Here is a 21,142-nt window from a genome sequence, read left to right on the forward strand (position 1 = left end):
GTGCAAAAAAACCAAGGGTTACCCGATGAGGGTAAGCCTTGGTTTTTAAAATTTACGAGCAATACTTTTATTTATTAAATTAGCAAACCAAACAGTTCAGGATTATCATTGATCTCCGTATATTGGAAACCTTTTTTATTCATGTTTTCCACAAGGGATTGATAATCTTCTTTATGGGTAAGCTCGATGCCGATTAGGGTTGGGCCTTTTTCCTTATTGTTGGATTTAATATATTCAAAGCGAGCAATATCATCATGGGGTCCCAGGACATCCACGACGAATTCCTTTAAGGCGCCGGGTCTTTGGGGGAAATTCACGATGAAATAATGCTTGAGCCCTTGATCGAGTAAGGAGCGCTCTTTGATTTCCGGAGTTCTCTCGATATCATTATTGCCGCCACTGATAATGCAGACCACGTTTTTGCCTTTAATCTTGTCCTGATAAGCATCGAGGGCTGCGATAGGCAGTGCACCGGCCGGTTCAACCACGATGGCACTATCGTTATACATTTCCAGGATGGTGGTGCATACCTTGCCTTCGGTGACGACGATGACATCATCAAGGACCTCTTGGCAGATGTCAAAGGTAAAATCTCCGACTCGTTTGACTGCGGTTCCATCAACGAAGCTATCGATTTTATCGAGGGTGACTACTTCACGTCGTTGCAAGGCTTCCTTCATGGAGGCGGCACCAGCCGCTTCTACCCCGATGACCTGAGTGTTGGGGCTTAAGCTTTTCATAGCAATCCCCACCCCGGACATGAGACCGCCCCCGCCGACGCCGCCGAGGACAAAATCTGCCGGGACTTCCAGATCATTGAGGATTTCCATGCCGATGGTTCCTTGACCGGCGATGACTAATGGATCATCGAAGGGATGGACAAAGGTTTTATTCGCTTCTTCGCAATGAGCTTTTGCTTGGTTAAAAGCATCATCGAAGGTATCGCCTGTTTGAATCACTTCGACAAATTCTCCGCCAAAGCGTTTAATGGAGGAGATTTTTTGTTTTGGGGTAGTGGAAGGCACGTAGATGCTGCCTTTAATGCCCAAAGCTTTGCAAGAGTAAGCGACTCCTTGGGCATGGTTACCCGCGCTGGCACAGACGACCCCACTGCTCAGTCGCTCTTGGGGAATGCTTTGGACCATATTATAAGCTCCACGGAGCTTGAACGAACGAACCACTTGCAGATCTTCACGCTTTAAAAAAATATTGCATTGGTATTTTTCTGAAAGAAGGTCATGACGATGTAAGGGTGTTTTGTTAATAACCCCTTTAAGGGTTTGACCTGCTTTGATGATATCCTCTAAAACTACTTTTGCCATCTGATTATCTTTGCCCCTTCCCGTCTTCCCACGGAAAAATATTAACCTTCTCCGCTGAACATCAAATCTATTAATTCTATCTATATCTATAATAAGTTATCTATTTATGATACTCTCGCTTTTTTGGGAAGTCAACCGCACTCGTTACGCAAAGACCGAGAAAACTTCAAACGCGGGGCGAAATATGCTACAATTTATTTAATCAGTTTTAGGATTTTGATTTTGATTATTAACTAATAAGGGGGTCTTTGTATGCCTTTGCTATATCGAATCATGTGGGCCTTGGCGATTTTCTTTGTGGCCATCACCACCGTGGTTTTCTCCGTCTGGATCATTATTATCGGAGCGGTACTCTATACCCTTTATCGTATCTACCTTTACTTTTTCCTCAAGAAAAGAGGGGTGAGTTTTCAAGGGAAGTCCGGGCAGAATGGGCGTATCTATTATAAGGTCTATACCAATACCGATTTCAAAGGCTATGGCCCATCCGCTGATCAGCAGTCCCCAAGAGGCTTTACCAACGGGGAAGTTATTGATATGCCTGTGGAGGAAATCACCGATTCACAGAGTTCTCTACCAAAGGAGTAGTAGATTTCAGCTTGCAGAAGCAGCTTATTCAGTATCTTATTTGAAGAATATATTAATGAGCTCGCGATACTCATGGAGGTTTTCAGCTAACTTTCAGTCTGTCTTCAGAATCATTTCAACGGGGTAGTAGATAATGAGGGTGTGAGCCCATTCGGTGTAAAGAGGTGATACCTATCCAGAAGCTCAAAGGGATAAAAATCCTGATCATTGATGATGAGCCCAATATTTTAGAGTTCCTGGCCATGGGATTGCTGAACGAGGGGTTCGAGGTGCAGACAGCTCCCGACGGGATGGCTGGGATTACCTTAGCTAAGCAATTCCATCCCCATATAATTATCTTGGATATTATGATGCCGGGTATGGACGGCTTTGAAGTGTGTCGTATGCTAAAAAAGCTGGAGCAGGTCTCCATCATCATGTTGACCGCTAAAGATGATGTCGAGGATCGGGTGAAGGGTTTGAGGACGGGTGCCGATGATTATATGGCCAAGCCCTTTAGCTTCGAGGAGTTGCTAGCGCGCATCTATGCCCGGGTTCGCAATCAGTTCCCGCATCTTTTGGAAGAGGTTACGGTAGGTCCTTTGCGCGTGGATGACCGACGCAAGGAAATCCTTTTTCATGATAAGGCCTTGGAACTATCTCCTACGGAATATGAACTGCTGAAGTTCATGATCCTTAACCAAGGGCTGGTGTTAAGCAAGTCGATGATTCTGGATAAGGTTTGGGGTTATGATTTTGTCGGGGACGATAATATTGTCGAAGTGTATATTCGCTCCTTACGAGAAAAGCTGGGCGATAAAGAGCATCGCCTAATCCGCACCTTGCGGGGAGCCGGATATCGGATGGATTTGCTATGAACAAGTGGCATCCTGTCAAAGATCGGTTTTCACTGAAAAACAGCGTTGACCCGCATTCTTTAAAATTCCAACTGCTTGCTCGCTCACTTTTCTTCCTAGCCATCATTCTCATATTGATTGGGATTTTTCAGTATGTCTTCCTCAAAGGGTTTATTTTATCGAGTACGGCATCTAGTATTCGCTCCCAGATGGCCTCTGTCCCTAGAGAAACTTGGACCCAGATGTTAATCTATGCCGAAATCAATGCCAATTTCAATCTTGAAAATGGGCCGGGGGAATTAGCGCCGGGTCGTAATCCGGAGAATGCGCCCAAGGGTGTTCCTGTCAATCTAATGGATTCAGCTATTGCCTACGTGGATCTGAACGGAAATCTTACCCCCCTAAACGGTGCGGGGAACTCATCCCCATCGCCCCAGCTCAGTGCAGCCCATTACCAAAAAGCGCTGCTGGAAACAGACACTCGTGATTATATGGTGGTGAAGACCTCCGAAGGCGAGGAACTGATGGTACTGCTTCAGCCTCTGAATTTTCGCGGCCACCTGATTGGGCAGATTCAGGTAAGCATGAGCACTCAGTTCGTCAATGATGTGTTATTTCGCCAGGTGTTCATCTTTATGATGCTTTCCTTATTAGCTCTCGCGGGCGGGTTAGTGGCCTACCAAGCCGTCATTAAAAGGACGCTGGTTCCCTTATCCAATGTCGTGGATACCATGGAAAGTATCGATGCCGGGAATCTCGATGAACGTCTGCCGGTGGCCCAAGGGCAAACGGAGATCGACAGCCTAGCGGAATCTCTTAACGGTATGTTGGAGAGGCTAGAGTCCTCCTTTGCCGCGGAGAAAGAAGCCAAGGAGCAGATGCGGCGGTTTGTGGCCGATGCTTCTCATGAGCTGCGGACGCCCTTGACCTCCATCCATGGTTTTCTGGAGGTTCTGCTGAGAGGGGCCATGAATCAACCGGATAAGCTGGACAAGTCCTTGAAGAGCATGTATGACGAATCAGAGCGGATGAAGAAGCTGATTCAGGATCTGCTCCTTCTAGCTAGACTCGATCGTTCTCCTGACTTGGAAAAAGAGGAGAAGGATCTGAAATCCTTGATTTTAGAGATGGAGCCCCAGTTGCGTATGCTGGCTGAGGAAAGAGAGGTTCAACTGGCTTTGGCCTCGGTGGGGCCGGTCTCTATCGATGTCGATAAGATCAAGCAGGTTATTCTTAATCTCTTCCAGAACGCGGTTCAGCACACAGATCAGAATCAGGGGAGTGTTCGTCTTTCCTTGCAGTCTGTGGGGACGGGCGTGGAATTAGCAGTGGAGGATAACGGACCGGGAATTACCGAAGATCATGTGGCCCATCTTTTCGAACGCTTCTACCGTAGCGATTCCTCGCGGGCCCGCAAATACGGCGGCTCAGGCTTGGGCTTAGCCATAACCCAGTCCCTAGTCGAGCTGCATGGGGGAACCATCCGGGTCGAAAGCAAAGTAGGGGAGGGTAGTCGCTTTATCGTTAGGCTGCCCAAAGCTTGAATGGGGACAACCCACAGGCCTCGCAAGGCTCAAAAGCTTCATATGGATGATAAGAATAACAAAGTGTCGTGACCTGAGTCACGGCACTTTGTTGCGTCATTAGGTATCCTAAAGTTAGGATGTAAAGCATCGTTTCACGGTGCATTGAGGGGGAATAGAAATGAGTCATGACTTACTGAAAAAACAACATACAAATATTCGTCAGCTTGTTCAGGAAATTGACCAAGAGATTAACTCTGGGAATTTGGAACAGAAGGCCTTTGATCTGTCCTTGAAGATAAGCAAGCTATCCGGTATTCTCGTCCTGCATTTAAAGTCTGAGGATGATTACCTTTATCCCAACCTAAAGGGTTCGGCGAATGAGGAAATGCGCAAGACTGCTCAACAGCTCTATTCAGAAATGGGCACATTAGCAGCAGATTTCATGAAGTATAAAAGTACATATATGTCCGCAACAAAAATAAAAGATAATATCCCCGAATTCCAAGAGGCCTCGAAGAAGATAATTTCTGCTTTAACCAAACGTTTAGATACTGAAGATCGCAGAATATATCAGCTCATTTAAAAATTGTCATCTAAAATAATCCATCTAAAGATAAGCAAAAACAAGCCCATGGGCTCTATAAGAAAGTCCATGGGATAATAACAGCCACGATTCGGTTTAGGCGGTGCGTTCCCCAAAGGTAGGCAGATTAAACAAATCTGTTACCGAAAGGGAACATACCTCAGCTATCGAATCGTGGCTATAATTTTTCATAAAGCCTATGAAATCAAATCAAAAAAGCTCATCTGATCGCTTTCCGGTATTCCGCGGAAGCAATCGAATTTCTTCAAGACATCGACGGTGGAATTGCCGATCTTACCGCGTTTTTTCACATCTTCGATGGAATTGAAAGGTTTTTCTTGGGCGGCGTTATAGAGCCCTTCGGCGGCCACCGTTCCCATGCCGGAGATGCTGTTCAGGGGCGGTCTTAAGGCGTTTTCCTCCACTTGGAATTTCGTGGGGTGGGATTGATAGAGGTCGATGGGCAGGAAGGAGAAGCCGCGCTCATACATTTCCAGGACAATCTCCAAGTCATCGTACATATCCTTATCTTTAGGCGCTGCTTGATTGCCCAAGTTCTCGATTTCCTTCATCTTCGCCTTCACTTTTTCTTTGCCATAGATCATAAATTCAGCGTCAAAGGCTTTGGCGCGGATGGAGAAGTAGGCCGCGTAATAGGCCAAGGGGATGTGGACCTTAAACCAAGCAATTCGGAAGGCCATCATTACGTAAGCTGCCGCATGGGCTTTGGGAAACATGTATTTGATTTTACGGCAGGAATCGATATACCACTCCGGAACATGATGTTCGCGCATTAAGGCTTCATACTCCGGCCATTTGGCATCCTTTAAGGCTTTGCCCTTTCGAACCAGCTCCATGATTTTAAAGGCGGTATTCGGGGGTAGACCCATACGAATCAGGTAAGTCATGATCTCATCGCGAGTACACACAGCTTCGCTCAAGGTCACGGTGCCGGCATCGATTAATTCTTTGGCGTTGCCCAGCCAGACATCGGTTCCGTGGGAAAGTCCCGAAATACAGATTAAATCCTCGAAGGCCTTGGGCATGGTGTCTAAAAGCATGCCGCGCACGAACCGGGTTCCAAACTCAGGGACGCCGAAGGTTCCTACCTTAGAATTGATTTGCTCGGGGCTTACTCCTAAAGCCCTTGTGGAGGAGAAAAGGGACATGGTCTCAGGATCGTCCATGGGGATCGTTTTCGGGTCCACTCCGGTTATATCTTGCAGCATACGAATAACCGTAGGATCATCATGCCCCAGGATATCCAGCTTAAGCAGATTCTGGTCAATGGAGTGGTAGTCAAAATGGGTGGTGATGATTTCCGAGTTGGGGTCATCGGCAGGATGCTGAACAGGGCAGAATTCGAAGATCTCCCGTCCTTTCGGAACGACGATAATACCCCCCGGATGCTGACCTGAGGTTCTTTTGATTCCTGTGCAGCCTTTGGCAATCCGCACGATTTCGGCCTTGTTGGCGGTGCTGCCTTTTTCTTCGAAATACTTTTTCACGTAGCCAAAGGCTGTTTTATCGGCGATGGTGCCGATAGTTCCCGCCTTGAAGGTGGTGCCCTTGCCGAAGATGACCTCCGTATATTTATGAGCCTTCGCTTGGTATTCTCCCGAGAAGTTTAAGTCAATATCCGGCTCCTTATCGCCGTTGAAGCCTAAGAAGGTTTCAAAGGGGATATCGATGCCGTCCTTGTCAAGATTGGCTCCGCAAACAGGGCAAGCTTGATCGGGCAAGTCAAAGCCGATTCGTCGATCATGGTCGGAGAAGTCCGAGTAGTGACAGCTGGGGCAACGGTAGTGAGGCGGTAAGGCGTTGACCTCGGTGATCCCAGTCAGATAAGCGACCACGGAAGAACCTACCGATCCCCGGGAACCGACCAGATAGCCATCCTCGTTGGATTTCCAAACCAGCTTTTGGGCGATGATATACATGACAGAGAAGCCGTTTTGGATGATGGAATCCAACTCGCGCTCCAGCCTTTTCTCCACGATTTCTGGCAAGGGATCGCCATAAAGCTCATGGGCCTTGCTATAGGTAATTTCTCTCAGAGTATCCTCGCAGCCCTCGATATGAGGGGTGGCTTTCTCTTGGGAGATAGGGCTAATGGGCTCACACCAACTGGCAAGGAGATTGGTGTTGGTGACCACCACTTCATAAGCTTTGTCCTCGCCCAGATAGTAGAACTCCCCGAGCATTTCATCGGTGGTTTTGAGATAAAGAGGGGGCTGGACATCCGCGTCCTTATAGCCTTGACCCGCTTCTAAGATCCGCCGGTAAATCTCATCCTGAGGATCGATGAAGTGGACATCCCCTGTGGCGACCACGGGTTTATGGAGTTTTTCACCGAGTGCAACGATTTTGCGATTGATTTCCATCAGGTATTCTTTATTGGGTACTTGCTCGGTGCGGACCAGGTAGTCATTATTGTCTAGGGGTTGGATTTCCAGATAATCGTATTCTTCGGCGATGGCTTCGATTTCTTCGGTAGATTTGCCCAAGAGGATCGCTTGGAATAGCTCGCCCTCGCTACAGGCGCTACCTAAGATGAGGCCTTCCGAGTATTTCTTGAGGAGGCTCTTTAAGATCCGTGGCTTTTTATAGAAATAATCCAAGTGGGAGTAAGAGACAAGCTTATAGAGATTCTTTAATCCGGTATAGTTCTTGGCAAGGATGATGGCATGATAGGTTTTGAGCTTCTTATATTCTTCCTTTTTCGCTACTTCATCCGCCGCCATCAGGTCGATATCTTCGAGGGTCACTGCCCCTCGTTCCTTGAGCTTATCCAGCATGATATTAAACACTTTTACTGTGGTATCCACGTCATCTAAGGCGCGATGGGCAACCTCCACGTTGATCCCCAGATTCTTGGCAATCCGTCCTAATTTGTAGGTTTTATATTCTGGGAAAAGCTCTTTAGCTAGAGCTAAGGTATCGAGGTAGGTGTAGTTAAAATCATAGCCTAAGAGCTTGGCATTATGCTTTAAAAAGCCCATGTCAAAATCGGCATTATGGGCGACCAACACGCTGTCCTCCAAAAAATCTAGGAGCTTGGGCAGGACCTGATCGATGGTCTCCGCGTTTTTGACCATATCATCCGTGATGTGAGTTATCTCGACAACGCGGGCGGGAATCGGTTTTTGGGGATTGACAAAGCAGGTAAATTGATCAATGACCTTACCGGCTTGAACCTTCATGACCCCTATTTCCGTGATTTTCTCTGTAACGGCAGAGAAACCGGTGGTCTCCAAGTCCAACACACAATAGGTGGTATCGATGGGCTGGCCTTGGGGATGGGTTACGGCGGGTTTTTTATCCGGAGCCAAATAAGCCTCCACCCCATAGATTACCTTGAAATCGGGATTATCCCGGCCTAAGAGTTTATGAGCCTCAGGGAAGGACTGCACGACCCCGTGATCGGTGATGGCGACAGATTTCATGCCCCAGCTCATGGCCCGCTTGATGAAGTCCGTGGCACTGGTCATGGCATCCATCTGACTCATTTGGGTATGCAGATGCAGTTCGACGCGCTTTTCCTTGGCTCGGTCCTGACGGACAATCTTCCGGATTCCTTCAACCTCGATGATGGTATTGGCGATCAGCTCGATTTCCCCGGAAAACTTACTCAAGCCGGCATTGCCGGAGAGCTTGACCCCTTTGGCCTTTTGTAGTCGAGATAAAACCTCCCCATCTTCGCCGGGCTTGAGGAAGGCTTTGCAGGTGAGGGAGCTTGAGCCATCATATAAGTCAAAGGAAATCAGGGTTTTACCGCTTCTCAATTCCTTAGATTCAACATTCGATAGTTCACCCTGAAGGGCGACTTTTCCCTCATCGGGGGTAATATCGATGATTTTAATAACTTTATCCTTAAGGGTTGCATTGCGGCCCAAAATCAACTGGGAATCGCCCTTTTTGCTGTCCGCTTCGGCTTTGCCTTTGCCATTTGCTTTTTCTTTTCCCTTTGGACCCGTTTCTGAAGGGGCTTCTGCTCCATCGTTAAGGACAACAGACCCAGGGGGGGTGCCGGTTGGAAGGGGGGAGACCATCACTTGCTCTTGGATCAGTATCATTTCTCTTTCCTGAATAGCCTCTTGGAGTCGAATGACTTCTTCGGGGCTGACTTGATCAACAAAGTGAACCTGATAGGTTGTTCCATAAAGGTTTTGGACGGTTTCTTGGATGACCTTGTCGTAACCTTTACCTTTAAGTAAGTAGGATACCGCAATTTTAAAGGTAAAATTAATCCGCTGTTCGGTGATTTCATAGTCGCAGTTATTGATAGCGGATTTAAGAAGAGGGTGTTTACGAGTCAACATCCCCAAGATGTTTTTTAGTTCCGCCTCAAGAGGTTTTTTTGAGACACCCTCGGCATACTCGACGATGATCTCAGAATCATCTAAGGATAGCCGTTGGCGGATGAACTGATTCAAGGCAGCGATTTCTTCGATGCTAATATATTGATCAGAGCAGATCCTCATCTCTAAAGCTTTGCTCTTTTCTTTTAAAACCACGGCTTTTACGAGAGCAGTGCTTAAATTCAACCCCGCCTCATAATCGCTAAAAATTTCATTTACACTTTTCATCTTTGCTCCCTAATTCTCCCCATACTCTGTCGTTTTCTTTGCGCAGCTATTATGTATCTACTGTTCATTTTAACATGAGAGTCTCGCGGACAGAAGGAGTTATTTTTACTTGACAATACTTAAAGATCTGTTATAGAATACATTAAACGCAATATACGAATACTATATTAAATACACTGATGAGGATTAGTAGAATGTTTCGGAGCGCCTAGAGAGCTGTTGGTTGGTGGAAAACAGTGGCCAAGATGGATTCGAACTCACCTCGGAGTAGCTCGCTGAAATGATGAAGAGTAGGTAGAGCCGGAGCCTAACCGTTACAGTAGGAGGATATAAGGTCGCAAAGCGCGTAAACAACGACTGACGAGCTTTCTTGATCCGTATCTGTTGAGTGCAGGCCGTGAGGCTTGAATGAGAGTGGTACCACGTAAGATGTTAAGTCTTTCGTCTCTAAGGTTATAGAGATGAAGGATTTTTTTATTTTCTGATTTAAAAAATGTGAAACTGCAAGGATATGAGAAAGGACGATGAAGGGATGAAAAATTGTAATAAGTATCAACGGGGCTATTTTATGCCACCGCTAACCTCTTTTAAATGGGCGCAACAGGAGTATGTCACGACCCCTCCGACTTGGTGCAGTGTGGATCTGCGTGACGGCAATCAGGCCTTGGTGGTACCCATGAGCTTGGAGGAGAAATTGGAGTTTTTTCAACTGCTAGTGAAGGTCGGCTTCAAGGAAATCGAAGTGGGCTTTCCCGCGGCCTCCGAGACGGAGTATACCTTTTTGCGCACTTTGATTGAGCAGGATCTGATTCCTGAGGATGTCAGCATCCAGGTGTTGACCCAATCCAGAGAGCATATCATTGAGAAGACCTTTAAAGCTTTAGAAGGGGCTAAAAGGGCCGTGGTCCACCTTTACAACTCAACTTCGGTTGCCCAACGAGAGCAGGTCTTTAAGATGACCAAGGAAGAAATTATTGAAATCGCGGTCAGCGGTGCTCAATTGCTGAAGCAATATGCTGCCAAGACGGAAGGCAACTTCCGATTTGAATATTCACCGGAAAGCTTTACGGGCACAGAGATGGAATTCGCTCTGGAGATCTGCAACAAGGTTCTTGATGTGTTTGAACCCACCCCAGAGAATAAGGTAATTATCAATCTGCCGGCAACTGTGTCCATGTCCATGCCCCACGTCTATGCCAGTCAGATTGAGTATATGAGCGATCATTTCAAGTATCGGGATAATGTGATTCTTTCCCTCCATCCTCATAATGACCGAGGCACTGCGGTAGCTGATGCTGAGTTGGGCTTGCTGGCCGGTGGACAGCGCATCGAAGGGACCCTGTTCGGGAATGGGGAGCGTACGGGTAATGTGGATATCGTTACCTTAGCCCTCAATATGTTTTCCCATGGAGTGGACCCCGGCTTGAACTTTGAAAATATGCTGGATATTACTGCTGGCTATGAAAAGCTAACCGGAATGAAAGTCCACGAACGTCAACCCTATGGAGGCAAGCTGGTTTTTGCAGCGTTCTCCGGCTCCCATCAAGATGCCATTACCAAAGGAATGAAATATCGGGAAGAACGCGACTGCAACAACTGGACTGTGCCTTATCTGCTCATCGACCCTCAGGACATTGGCCGGGAGTATGAGGGAGATGTCATCCGTATCAATAGTCAATCCGGTAAGGGGGGCATTGCCTTCCTGCTGGAACAGCATTATGCTTTTGATTTGCCGGCTAAGATGCGTGAGGACTTCGGTTATAAGGTGAAGAATGTCTCAGATCAGCTGCACAAAGAGCTGATGCCCGTAGAAATTAAAGATATTTTCGTCAAGGAATATGTCAATATTGACAATCCAGTTGAACTGGTCAATTTCCGGTTCAACGGCCAGGAAGATTTCCACACTACCGTCACCATACGTTACAATAATGAAACACTGGAGTTATCGGGAAAAGGAGAGGGACGTCTCGACGCAATCAGCAATGCCCTCCAGAGCCAACTGGGGTTATCCTACTCCAACCTTAACTATAAAGAGCATGCACTGGAGGTAGGCTCCAAATCCCAAGCGGTTTCCTATGTCGGCATTACCGGTCCCGATGGTGCGATGCACTGGGGCTGCGGAATCCACATGGATATTTTCACTTCCTCAGTGAAAGCCTTATTTAGTGCCATCAATACCATGAAAAAGGCGATTTAACTTCGGACCATGAGATTAAATATCAAACTATGATTTGAAACACATTTCTCCCAATCAGTTCATGGTATCCTTCTTAATATGAAGTATAGAGTTTGGCAGTAAAGCGGGACTCAAGGTAAGGATGGGATAATGATGAAGAACATGAACTATTCGGTAGGACTGGAACATGATGATTATGCAAATGATCGTGACCTTGTCATTAAGGATGCTCTAGAGGCAGTAGCTGATACAGGAGTGGGCTATTATGTCAACGTTGTGACACCGGCCACCTTTGGCAATCCGGCCGATTACTTGACCGAACTACTGGACCAACGGTTTGGGGAGCGTATCAAGTACCAATTCATCGATCAATGCGGCTGCGGTGGCTATGTACTGCGTGTCTGGAAGCTATCTGAGAAGTAGGGGATTAACGACAAGAAGACGACCTTATCTTACTGCAAAAGTAGGATAAGGTCGCCTTTATACTTACTCCAGAATGGAATCAATAAATAGGGTGCGTTCTTCCACCAGATTGTATTCCTTGGCCTGAGCACTAGAGAAGTCTTCATCAGCCAGCACAACCCTAACGATGGGGCGCATGGGGAGGCTTTTATTCTGATCCACAACGATGCCGATTTCGCCGGTGCTTAATTTAACGGTACAACCGGTCGGGTAAGCGGCAATATGTTTAAGAAAGGTAATGATTAAATCCCTAGGGAAGAATTTATCGGAGCTACCCATCAAAATCTCGCAAGCTTCATACGGTGCGATATGGGTATGGCCGGGGCCGTCATTGACCAGGTTATCATAAAAGTTTGCGATGCCAACAATCTGGGCCCAGTGATGGACGGAATCGCCCTCTAATTTTCGGGGATAGCCGCTGCCATTAAAATACTCATGATGTTGAAAGGCGATATGGGCACTGAGCAAATTCAACTCGCGCTTGGTGCGCAGGATATCAAAGCCATGGTTGGCGTGAGTTTTGTAGAGCTCTGCTTCTGCTGGGGTAAAGGGCGTCCGCTTCTTGAGGAGCTCCTTGGGTAGCTTTACCGTGCCAATATCATGGAATAAGGCGCCAATCGCTAGTCCTTGCAGGCTTTCGTGGTCTAGCTTGAGGGCTTTTCCGAGCACAGTTGAGAGAACGCAGACATTGACAGAATGAGCAAAGACATGATTATCATAGGTTCGCATATCGGTTAAACCGATAAAGATATCTTTCTGGAAAAGGATATCCTGAATAATATTATCAATCGATTTTTTGGCCGTAAAGCCATCAAAGTCCTTGCCGACTTTAACCGCTTGTACCGCGTTGTCTAGGGAGGACATGGCTTCGCGACGATGCTCTTCGGAAATGACATCTTCGATCACGATATCTTTACTTACTTCATCGTCAATGTAGACAATGCTGATGCCAAGTTTATTTAAACGATTAATATATGAGGCAGAAAGTGCCATTCCTTTTCCTAACAAAACTCGTCCATCATTGGTATATATGGTACGACCCAGAATATCTCCTTCTTGAAGTCGATGAGTACTTACCTGGCGCAATTTTATCTTCCTTTCAAAATCCTTTTCGAAGCAATTCTAAACCCGGATTAACCCGTGTGCAAAATGAAAAATCGCCATAATTTGGCGACAATTTCAAAGTTTAAGTGTTCGGTAGCTTGGCAATCATCAGGTGTTTCCTGGAAGACCCATAGCTTTGCGTCCTTGGCTTTCACCAAGTTTGCTATTGTCGATCTTTATGTTTTCAATTTCCTGCTTGCGCATATGTATATCCATTATAATTGCTAAATTTCCTCTGGACAAGGAGCTATCATGAATTTACTCGAATTTAATGGTGCTTGGCGATAGTTTGGGCCATCTTTGAATCTGTATTTATTTATGTTAGAATTATCAGAACGTTATCTATCTTTGGGATCGGGAGGGGGCTTTTTATGGATCAGGGGAATTCAAACAAAACTCAGGTTGTCAAGATAGTGGGAACAGATCAGTGTGAAGCGCATGTGCATATTGCAGTGGAAAAGGCCCTCACCATCTATATCAATGGAAAAGAGTTCGCGACCATGGTCTGCACCCCCAGCCAAGGAAAGGAATTGGCCGTGGGCTTTCTTTGTTCGGAAGGTATTATTAATCATCTCGATGAGATTAAGAAGATCACCTTTGATCAGCGGCAGGGTTTAGTTTGGGTGGAGACTAGTTCAGAACGTACTTTAAGTGAGGATCTCTTTCTGAAACGCTATATCACTTCCTGCTGTGGCAAGGGCAAAAGCACCTTTTACTTTGCCAACGATGCCCGACTTGCCCAGAAGGTTGAGAGTCAATTAAAGATCCCTGTTCAAAAAGTGAGCGAGTATATTAATCTGTTGGAAGAGGGCTCAGAGCTTTTTCATCTTACCGGAGGAGTCCACGGCGGGGCCTTAGCATCCGAAGGGAAGTTAGATTATCAGGCTGTCGATATTGGACGGCATAATGTGCTTGATAAACTATATGGCCAAGCTTTTTTGGAGAAGGTTAATCTTTCTCAAAAAATCATTGTTTTTAGTGGTCGCATCTCCTCAGAAATTGTGATTAAGACAGCGAAGATGGGCTGCCCTATTCTGGTCGGGGTATCCGCACCTACGGACCTCGCTCTGCGATTGGCTGAAGAGTTGGGCATTACAGTCATCGGCTTTGCCCGCAAAAACTGTATGAATGTCTATACCCACCGGGAGCGGGTTCTCGTTGCCGAAGCAGAGACCACGTTTGAGGTGTAGGTAGAGTTAAAAATGGAATTTTTCTGGTGGAGTCGTCACGACAATGAGTTTACGCGGGAGCTTAACGTCTTTGGCATCCCAATGGAGAATCGAGGCATCGAAATATAAAGCGTCCCCTGCTTTAAGGGTGTAGTCCTCTTTTCCCACATTGATGGGACTTTCTCCTTCTAAAACATAGAGCAATTCGACTCCCTCATGTGAGTAAATTTTTTTATCCAGATCGGACATATCCACACAATAGGCTCCTATCTGGTCCGTAGGCGATGGATTGATGAGTAGGCGCCAATTTTTATTTTCAGAATGCAGATATTCTTGCTCATGCATTTTCAGATGACTATAGACCACTTCGGAGTTTGGATCGAGAAAGAAGGACTCGACAGGAACATTCAAGATTAGAGCGATTTTTTTAAGAGTAGTCAAGGAAGGGCTAACGATATCCCTCTCAATGAGGCTGATATAGCCATTGCTTAACTCCAATTGCTGTGCTAATTGAGTAGTTGTGAGATTGAGCCTTTTGCGAATGGCACGAATGGATTCACCGACTTCAATCAAGAATAATCGCCTCCCTAGTTTAGATATGTAGGGTGTAGGGCTTAAAAAACTTCAGGTGGGGTCGTTGCCACAAAGAATTTAAGAGTCCCTTCAGATTTTTCGCTAATCCAATGGGGAATCAGGCCATTAAAATAAAGGGTATCACCTTTACTAAGGAAAAATTCCCTCTGTGCTACATGAAAGCGCATGTCACCCTCGAGGACTAAGATGAATTTATCCCCTTGGTGAACAGTAATACCCTCGGCAAGCTCGGTGATCTCAGCAATATAGGCACCGAGATGATTATTCTGACCGCTATTGTTGATAAGGAAGCGCAGGGTTATGCCCGCATTTAATAAAATGGTCCGTTGGGCTTCTTCGGGTATATACTCTGAGGTGAATTTGGGGTTTACAAAAAAGCTCGAGATGGGAAGTCCTAAAGCATGGGCGACCTTCTCTAAAGTAACCAAGGAAGGACTGGCTAGATTGCGTTCGATTTGGCTTAAATGACTAATGGTTAATTCAGTTTTCTCCGCAATATCTCTCAAGCTGAGCTTTTGGTTTTTGCGGATCATGCGGATTGCCGAGCCTATATCCGCCAAAATGATTCCTCCTATCCTTTGTAAATGAGTTAGCGTCATTATACCTGATTTCTCCAAAATATAGTAGTATAAGGTTGAATGTTGTCGAAAAAGATTTGAAAACGGACTAGGAGAACTATGCATTATAAAAATATCAGAGCAGGGAAATTTATATCTCGCCCGAATCGCTTCATCGCGAGGGTAGAAATTAACGGCAAAGAAGAAGTCTGCCATGTTAAGAATACGGGACGCTGTAAAGAATTATTGCTTCCCGGAGTCGAAGTCTATGTACAGGAAGCTGACTATGAGCATCGGAAAACCAAGTTTGATCTTATCGGGGTCCGCAAGGGGAACAGGCTAATCAATATGGACAGCCAAGTACCAAATAAAGTTTTTCGGGAATGGTTAGAGGGGCGGGAATACTTCCAAGATCTCCGGCTTATCAAGCCTGAAAGCAAGTTCCAAACCTCCCGCTTTGATTTTTATCTGGAAGCAGCCCAAAGGAAGATCTTTGTCGAAGTGAAAGGGGTTACCTTAGAGGAAGAGGGAGTGGTTCTCTTTCCTGATGCTCCCACGGAACGGGGCGTTAAGCACATTCTTGAGTTATGTCAGGCTATCGATGCTGGGTATGATGCTTATATTGTGTTTATTATTCAGATGAAAGATGTCAAGTTCTTCACCCCAAATGCGAAGACCCATCAGGCCTTTGCCGAAGCCTTAATTCAGGCTAAGAACCATGGGGTTAAGATTCTGGCTCTGGACTGCGAGGTCACGGAAGATTCTATCGAGGCCAGAGATTTTGTTGAGGTAAGGCTGTAGGTTGCGTTGAATAGAATATACTAAAGAAGATGCAATGAAAATAGTATCAACGAAAGTAGTATCGACGAAAGTAGCCAGAGATATAAAAAATCAGCTGGCTACTTTTTATGTGTATCCGTAAATGGTGTGTATCTACTGGCATGCGTATCGACTAGGAAAGCTCACTTCAAAAGACGGCTTACAATCTCAATGACTCGGTCTTGTTCCGCCTCGGTCATATTCGTCCCGGAAGGGAGACAGATTCCCTTGGCAAAGAGCTCATCGGAGACACTTTTCCCGATTTCATGAGGATAATAAGGACAATCTTTAAAGACAGGCTGGAGATGGAGTGGTTTCCACACGGGGCGAGCTTCAATATTATGTTCTTCCAAGGCAATAAGTACATCATTGACCGTGACACCGGTTTTTTCAGGGTCGAGAGTTAGGGTGGTCAGCCAACGGTTGCTGCGACCGTAACTTGCTTCAGGCATAAAGTCTAAGCCGTCCACCTTGTTAAGGGCGGCATAGTAACGGTCAAAGATGGCACGACGGGTATTGACGCGCTCATCGATGACTTTCATCTGACCGCGACCAATACCGGCTAAGACGTTGCTCAAGCGATAGTTGTAGCCGATCTCGCTATGTTGATAGTGCCGCGCTTTGTCTCGAGCTTGTGTTGCCCAGAACCGTACTTTATCTAAAGCCTTCAGATTATCGGAAACGAGCATCCCTCCACCGGAGGTGGTGATGATTTTGTTACCGTTAAAGGAAAAGACTCCGAATTTGCCAAAGGAACCGCAGGGTTTACCCTGATAGGTGGCTCCGAGGGCCTCAGCGGCATCTTCAATTACCGGAACCTGGTAGTGTTCGAGCAACTCAAGCAGAGGCTCCATAGAGGCGCTTTGTCCATAGAGATCGACGATAATCGCCGCTTTGGGTAGCTTTCCTGTTTTTTTGAGTTCTTCTAAGGCTCGGGCTAAGGCCTGTGGGGACATGTTCCAGTTGCTTGGGTCAGCATCGATAAAAACGGGTACTCCCCCTTCATAAATGATGGGGTTAGCACTGGCGGAAAAGGTTAGGGATGAACAGATGACAGAATCGCCTCGGTTTACGCCTAAGTATTTAAGTGCTAAATGAAGAGCTGCTGTCCCCGAACTCAAGGCAACAGCCCCTTGGACACCGACATAGTCAGCAACCTGGCGCTCAAAGGCTTCCACATTCGGGCCTAAAGGGGCAATCCAGTTCGTCGCAAAGGCTTCCCTGATATAGTCTTGCTCATCACCGCTCATATGAGGGGATGAAAGGTAAATTCGTTGTTCTGCTTCTGTGTCCATAGATATCTCCTCCTAACGCATTAATTCAGTAATCTGCCTGTATAATTCAACTATTTAAGTGTGTTGTATTTAGTGTTGTGTTTAGCGCTTTTCATAACGACTTACAGCGAGAAGGTGGTAGCGAGCCACGAAGGTGATCATGGTGGCGATGACCACGATAAGTGAGATGGCCGCTAAAGCAAGGGATTGACGCGTATAGGTTAGAAACCCTAACAAGCCTCCGCAAGCCGTCACTCCATAGACGGTGAAAACGGTGGACAGATAACCCATTCCCATTTGATCCATCAGCAAATTATAGCTGTGGCTACGATCGGGAGCAAAGATGGGTCGGTGGTTGACTTTGCGGCGGATAATGCTTAAGGCGATATCGAATAAAGGATAGGAGAGGATGAGTAAGGTCACTGCCCCACCAACCCAGGGTGACTCTGCACTTCGCTGGACTAGGATGCCCATCACCGCCAAGAGATAGCCGAGGAGCATACTGCCCGTATCTCCCATAAATATTTTGGCGGGTCGAAAGTTATAGATAAGAAAGCCAAGGATTGAACCCAGGAGCGGAAGTGCGATGGTTTCTAAGCTAGGCACCCCGAGAGCGAAGAAAATGAGCGTTGCTATTCCAGCGACCCCGCCGGCTAGGCCATCCATGCCATCGATGAGATTGAAGGCGTTCATCAGCCCGACGATCCAAATCACGGTGATTGCCGTGTCCAGCAGGTTGCCAAAGAGTACGAATTGATAGCCACCGGCTGTAGTCAGCAAAGCGAGGGCGAATTGAGCAATGAGTTTAGCATTGGGACTTAGATTTTTCAGGTCATCCAGTAAGCCTAAGGTGGTGGCTCCCACCATCAACAGGGCCAAAGCCAATAAGGCCGTCCCTTGGCCACTAATGAAAAGCCCTCCAAGTAAGCCGAGGAGAATGGCTATCCCTCCGGCTTTAGGAGTTTCACGGGTATGAATGCTACGGTAATTAGGCTTATCAATAATTCGGTAACGGATCACCAAAGGGATAAGTATCACCGTTAGAGCTAGGCTGAGGCTAAAACTCATGGTTTGTCAACTCCAGTAAAGATTTGTTTAACTAAGGATATCAATGATCCTAAACCATAAGATATATGTAAGCTGGGGAAAAGGAAGACAAGTTGGAAAAATTCCGGCAAACTCCCGGCTAGGCGTGCGCTGACCAGAAGGTCCAAGAGGAGATAAGGGCCCGCGACGAGGGCTAGCCACCAGGGACTAGTAAAGATGGCTAAGAGTGTCGCTCCCAGAAGTGCCAGCACAAAGACTAAGGGCACAAAATGGCGCCAGGAAAGGGATTGCGCGCATAATCTGGCGGTGATGATATTCCAATACCCATTGCCATAGCCCTGCTGCACAAAGCGCGTAAAGTTTTCCCGCGGCGCATAATAGGATTCAATGGCTGGGTCAAAATACAGAGTATGGCCTAACTTACGGAGGCGATAGTTCAGTTCGATATCCTGATTGCGAATCAGACGCTCATCAAAAAGACCGGTCTCTTTTAAGACATCCATCCGGTAAGCGCCATAGGCGACTGTATCCACATAATCCGGGGTATCGGAATAGCGAAATTTGGAATTGCCGACCCCAAAGGGATGCCCCAAAACCTTACCGGCAAGCTTGGCGAATTCCCCTGAGGAGCGATTGATGAGGCGGCCACCCACGGCGGCCGCGTTCGTCGTCTTCAGGGCTTGGACGCTGTTCTTAATAAAGTCCGGATGAGCCGTAGCGTGGGCACTGAAGACCACCCCGATTTCTCCTTGGGCCGACTGCAGGCCGATATTCATCCCGGTAGGGGTAAACCCTGTCGGATTATCTAAGAGTTTAACCGGATAGAGCTTGCCCAGTTCTTCCACAATCTCTCGGGAACCATCTGTGGATTGACCGTCGACGATGATGATTTCCAGTTGCTCGAGGGGGTAAGTTTGCTGGACAAAGGTTTGAATACAACGATCGATATAAGCTTTCTCATTGCGCATCGGAATCACGATGGATACGAGCGGCTGAGCGTCACTAATCAAGAGGCATCCCCCGTTCAAAATCAGGCCTACTGTTATTCTGCCATGGTTTTCACCGTTTTACTACTGGCCATTACCTAGTTTAGCGGATTGTATCGAGATAACGGAAGCTGCGGTTGGAGATAAAATGCTCCTCCTTGCTGTTAAGGACCAAGGAAACAAGCATAGCCATACTCACCCAGAGCACGGGGTCTTCAAAGAAGCGAGCTTCCATCTGAGCACTGATAAAGATAGTCAAAATCCAACCGAAATAACCGATACCTAGGATAAAGGTATGGCGAACTTTCTGACTTAGGCTATGGAGGGCATAGATGAGGCTTAGCAACAGCAAGCTCAAACTGATGAGACCAAGCCACCCCAGCTCGGCCATGACGGTTATCACTGAAGTGTGCGATAGGCTTACCCCATCCCCCACAGTCTTATAATCAATATAGTTGGTCAGAAATCGGGTCTGAAAAGCTCCCAGCCCAACCCCCCAAAGAGGATTATCTTGGAACATGCGCACTCCGACTTTAATGAGATAAAGGCGTTCGGAGCCGATGGAAGTAAGGTCTTGTTGAATCTTTAAGAATCGTTCTAGCATCGTCGGATTGAGCAGAACGGCTCCGAGGCCGATCGCGCCGGTAATGCCTACGGGTAGCGCAATACGTTTGCTGCGGAGCATAATGAGGATGAAGACCATCACCACAGCCAAGGTGAGAAGGCCTCCCCGAGACATGGTAACGACGAGCTGCCCCAGCAAGACAAATAAACTTGCGAAATAAATGCGGCGTTGCCAAGCTGAATTGGCCAGATATTGCAAAATAAGATTAGCAACAATAGCCAAGACGAGAAAGCGGGCGAAGATATTAGGATCAACAAAGGTGGCATTGACGCGTAGATAGTCGCCCAAGGCATTGACGTCTTGCCAAATGAGATGGCCACTCAGCCTCTCATAAAAGGTGAGCGGAGCCAGCCCCAAGCCGACGAGATGAACGATATGAAATGGAAACAACGGGTTAAAACGAAAACGAGTAAATAAGATGACCGAGAAGTATAAAGCGATATACACTAACAGTCGGAGACCTTCCACAAGGGTCCTTGACTGATCAAAACTATGTTTATAACTGACCACGGCAACAATAAAGTAAAGCAAAATAGCCCAGGTCACAGGCTGAGTAAAGATTTCGCCAAGGCGTTTGCGATAATCACCATTCAACAGCACATGCATAAAGGCCGAGAAAATGAGAGCATAGGTCGTCAGCCGAGCCAAGGTAATCATACCGAGGGCACTGCCGATGAAGGGAATATCAGGGTACCATGTTTTGGAGATATCGAGAGCCACTGCTCCGAGCAGCAAAATGATGAGCCACTGGGGCCGAAAGCCCGCGAGATAGATGAGGACAACTATGGTTAGGGCAAGCAATAACCAATCCATTATGCGCCTCCTAATTTTTATAGTGACAAAAACCTCCAAGCAATACTATATCACACAATTAGTGCGGGGCAA

The 21,142-nt window shown here is 46.8% G+C and carries 17 protein-coding genes, 1 riboswitch and 1 other annotated feature; of the genes, 8 read left to right on the forward strand and 9 right to left on the reverse strand.

Features of this window, described 5'->3' with window-relative positions:
* Nucleotides 1-74: 74 nt before the first annotated feature.
* Complete coding sequence (gene ilvA, locus DESDI_RS03955) at nt 75-1,322, reverse strand: threonine ammonia-lyase IlvA (protein ID WP_015261348.1); 1,248 nt, start codon at nt 1,320-1,322, stop codon at nt 75-77.
* A 252-nt stretch (nt 1,323-1,574) separates the two neighbouring features.
* Here ilvA and DESDI_RS03960 point away from each other — a divergent pair, with 252 nt between their 5' ends.
* From DESDI_RS03960 to DESDI_RS03975, 4 genes are all read left to right on the forward strand, one after another.
* Nucleotides 1,575-1,910: a hypothetical protein gene (locus tag DESDI_RS03960; protein ID WP_015261349.1), complete on the forward strand. Its 336-nt coding sequence runs from the start codon at nt 1,575-1,577 to the stop codon at nt 1,908-1,910.
* Nucleotides 1,911-2,083: 173 nt separating this feature from the next.
* Nucleotides 2,084-2,767 carry a response regulator transcription factor gene (locus DESDI_RS03965; protein ID WP_041219700.1) on the forward strand — a complete coding sequence of 228 codons (684 nt, stop codon included), beginning with the start codon at nt 2,084-2,086 and terminating at the stop codon, nt 2,765-2,767.
* Complete coding sequence (locus DESDI_RS03970) at nt 2,764-4,290, forward strand: sensor histidine kinase (RefSeq protein WP_015261351.1); 1,527 nt, start codon at nt 2,764-2,766, stop codon at nt 4,288-4,290. The genes DESDI_RS03965 and DESDI_RS03970 overlap by 4 nt, the downstream gene beginning before the upstream one ends.
* A 160-nt stretch (nt 4,291-4,450) precedes the next feature.
* Entirely contained in the window at nt 4,451-4,855 is a 405-nt protein-coding gene (locus DESDI_RS03975; RefSeq protein WP_015261352.1) for a hemerythrin domain-containing protein, read from the forward strand.
* A gap of 197 nt (nt 4,856-5,052) precedes the next feature.
* Here the strand turns inward: DESDI_RS03975 and polC are convergent, their stop codons facing one another.
* Nucleotides 5,053-9,444 (reverse strand): DNA polymerase III subunit alpha, encoded by a 4,392-nt coding sequence (polC, locus tag DESDI_RS03980; RefSeq protein ID WP_015261353.1) that lies wholly within the window; start codon nt 9,442-9,444, stop codon nt 5,053-5,055.
* Between the two features lie 167 nt (nt 9,445-9,611).
* Nucleotides 9,612-9,896 (forward strand) — a binding site (T-box leader).
* Between the two features lie 80 nt (nt 9,897-9,976).
* On the opposite strand from polC, the gene DESDI_RS03985 reads away from it, so the two are divergent.
* On the forward strand, nt 9,977-11,641 hold the full coding sequence (locus tag DESDI_RS03985; RefSeq protein WP_015261354.1) for a 2-isopropylmalate synthase: 1,665 nt from the start codon (nt 9,977-9,979) through the stop codon (nt 11,639-11,641).
* Between the two features lie 132 nt (nt 11,642-11,773).
* Nucleotides 11,774-12,043, forward strand: coding sequence for a CGCGG family putative rSAM-modified RiPP protein (locus DESDI_RS03990; RefSeq protein WP_156801107.1), 270 nt, complete (start codon nt 11,774-11,776; stop codon nt 12,041-12,043).
* Nucleotides 12,044-12,106: 63 nt separating this feature from the next.
* On the opposite strand, the gene DESDI_RS03995 is transcribed toward DESDI_RS03990, so the two are convergent.
* Nucleotides 12,107-13,168, reverse strand: coding sequence for an HD-GYP domain-containing protein (locus DESDI_RS03995; RefSeq protein ID WP_015261356.1), 1,062 nt, complete (start codon nt 13,166-13,168; stop codon nt 12,107-12,109).
* 107 nt (nt 13,169-13,275) lie between these two features.
* Nucleotides 13,276-13,361, reverse strand: a riboswitch (cyclic di-GMP riboswitch).
* 196 nt (nt 13,362-13,557) lie between these two features.
* On the opposite strand from DESDI_RS03995, the gene fdhD reads away from it, so the two are divergent.
* Complete coding sequence (gene fdhD, locus DESDI_RS04000; protein ID WP_015261357.1) at nt 13,558-14,376, forward strand: formate dehydrogenase accessory sulfurtransferase FdhD; 819 nt, start codon at nt 13,558-13,560, stop codon at nt 14,374-14,376.
* A gap of 6 nt (nt 14,377-14,382) precedes the next feature.
* Here the strand turns inward: fdhD and DESDI_RS04005 are convergent, their stop codons facing one another.
* Nucleotides 14,383-14,928 (reverse strand): helix-turn-helix domain-containing protein, encoded by a 546-nt coding sequence (locus DESDI_RS04005; RefSeq protein ID WP_015261358.1) that lies wholly within the window; start codon nt 14,926-14,928, stop codon nt 14,383-14,385.
* Nucleotides 14,929-14,969: 41 nt separating this feature from the next.
* A complete protein-coding gene (locus DESDI_RS04010; protein WP_015261359.1) occupies nt 14,970-15,509 on the reverse strand; it encodes a helix-turn-helix domain-containing protein in 540 nt (179 codons plus the stop codon).
* A gap of 117 nt (nt 15,510-15,626) precedes the next feature.
* Between DESDI_RS04010 and sfsA the strand changes: the two genes are divergently transcribed.
* Nucleotides 15,627-16,307, forward strand: a complete 681-nt coding sequence (gene sfsA, locus DESDI_RS04015; RefSeq protein ID WP_015261360.1) for a DNA/RNA nuclease SfsA — start codon at nt 15,627-15,629, stop codon at nt 16,305-16,307.
* 161 nt (nt 16,308-16,468) lie between these two features.
* Here the strand turns inward: sfsA and DESDI_RS04020 are convergent, their stop codons facing one another.
* The 4 genes from DESDI_RS04020 to DESDI_RS04035 all read right to left on the reverse strand — a co-directional run bounded on the left by DESDI_RS04020 (nt 16,469) and on the right by DESDI_RS04035 (nt 21,070).
* The gene (locus DESDI_RS04020; RefSeq protein ID WP_015261361.1) at nt 16,469-17,620 is read right to left on the reverse strand and encodes a DegT/DnrJ/EryC1/StrS family aminotransferase; all 1,152 of its coding nucleotides are present in this window, start codon (nt 17,618-17,620) and stop codon (nt 16,469-16,471) included.
* A gap of 81 nt (nt 17,621-17,701) precedes the next feature.
* On the reverse strand, nt 17,702-18,667 hold the full coding sequence (locus DESDI_RS04025; RefSeq protein ID WP_015261362.1) for a glycosyltransferase family 4 protein: 966 nt from the start codon (nt 18,665-18,667) through the stop codon (nt 17,702-17,704).
* The gene (locus tag DESDI_RS04030; protein ID WP_051015659.1) at nt 18,664-19,656 is read right to left on the reverse strand and encodes a glycosyltransferase family 2 protein; all 993 of its coding nucleotides are present in this window, start codon (nt 19,654-19,656) and stop codon (nt 18,664-18,666) included. Before DESDI_RS04030 ends, DESDI_RS04025 begins: the two co-directional genes overlap by 4 nt.
* 79 nt (nt 19,657-19,735) lie before the next feature.
* Complete coding sequence (locus tag DESDI_RS04035; protein ID WP_015261364.1) at nt 19,736-21,070, reverse strand: O-antigen ligase family protein; 1,335 nt, start codon at nt 21,068-21,070, stop codon at nt 19,736-19,738.
* Nucleotides 21,071-21,142 lie beyond the last annotated feature (72 nt).

It is taken from the genome of Desulfitobacterium dichloroeliminans LMG P-21439 (genome assembly GCF_000243135.2).
Taxonomy (GTDB): Bacteria; Bacillota; Desulfitobacteriia; order Desulfitobacteriales; family Desulfitobacteriaceae; genus Desulfitobacterium; species Desulfitobacterium dichloroeliminans.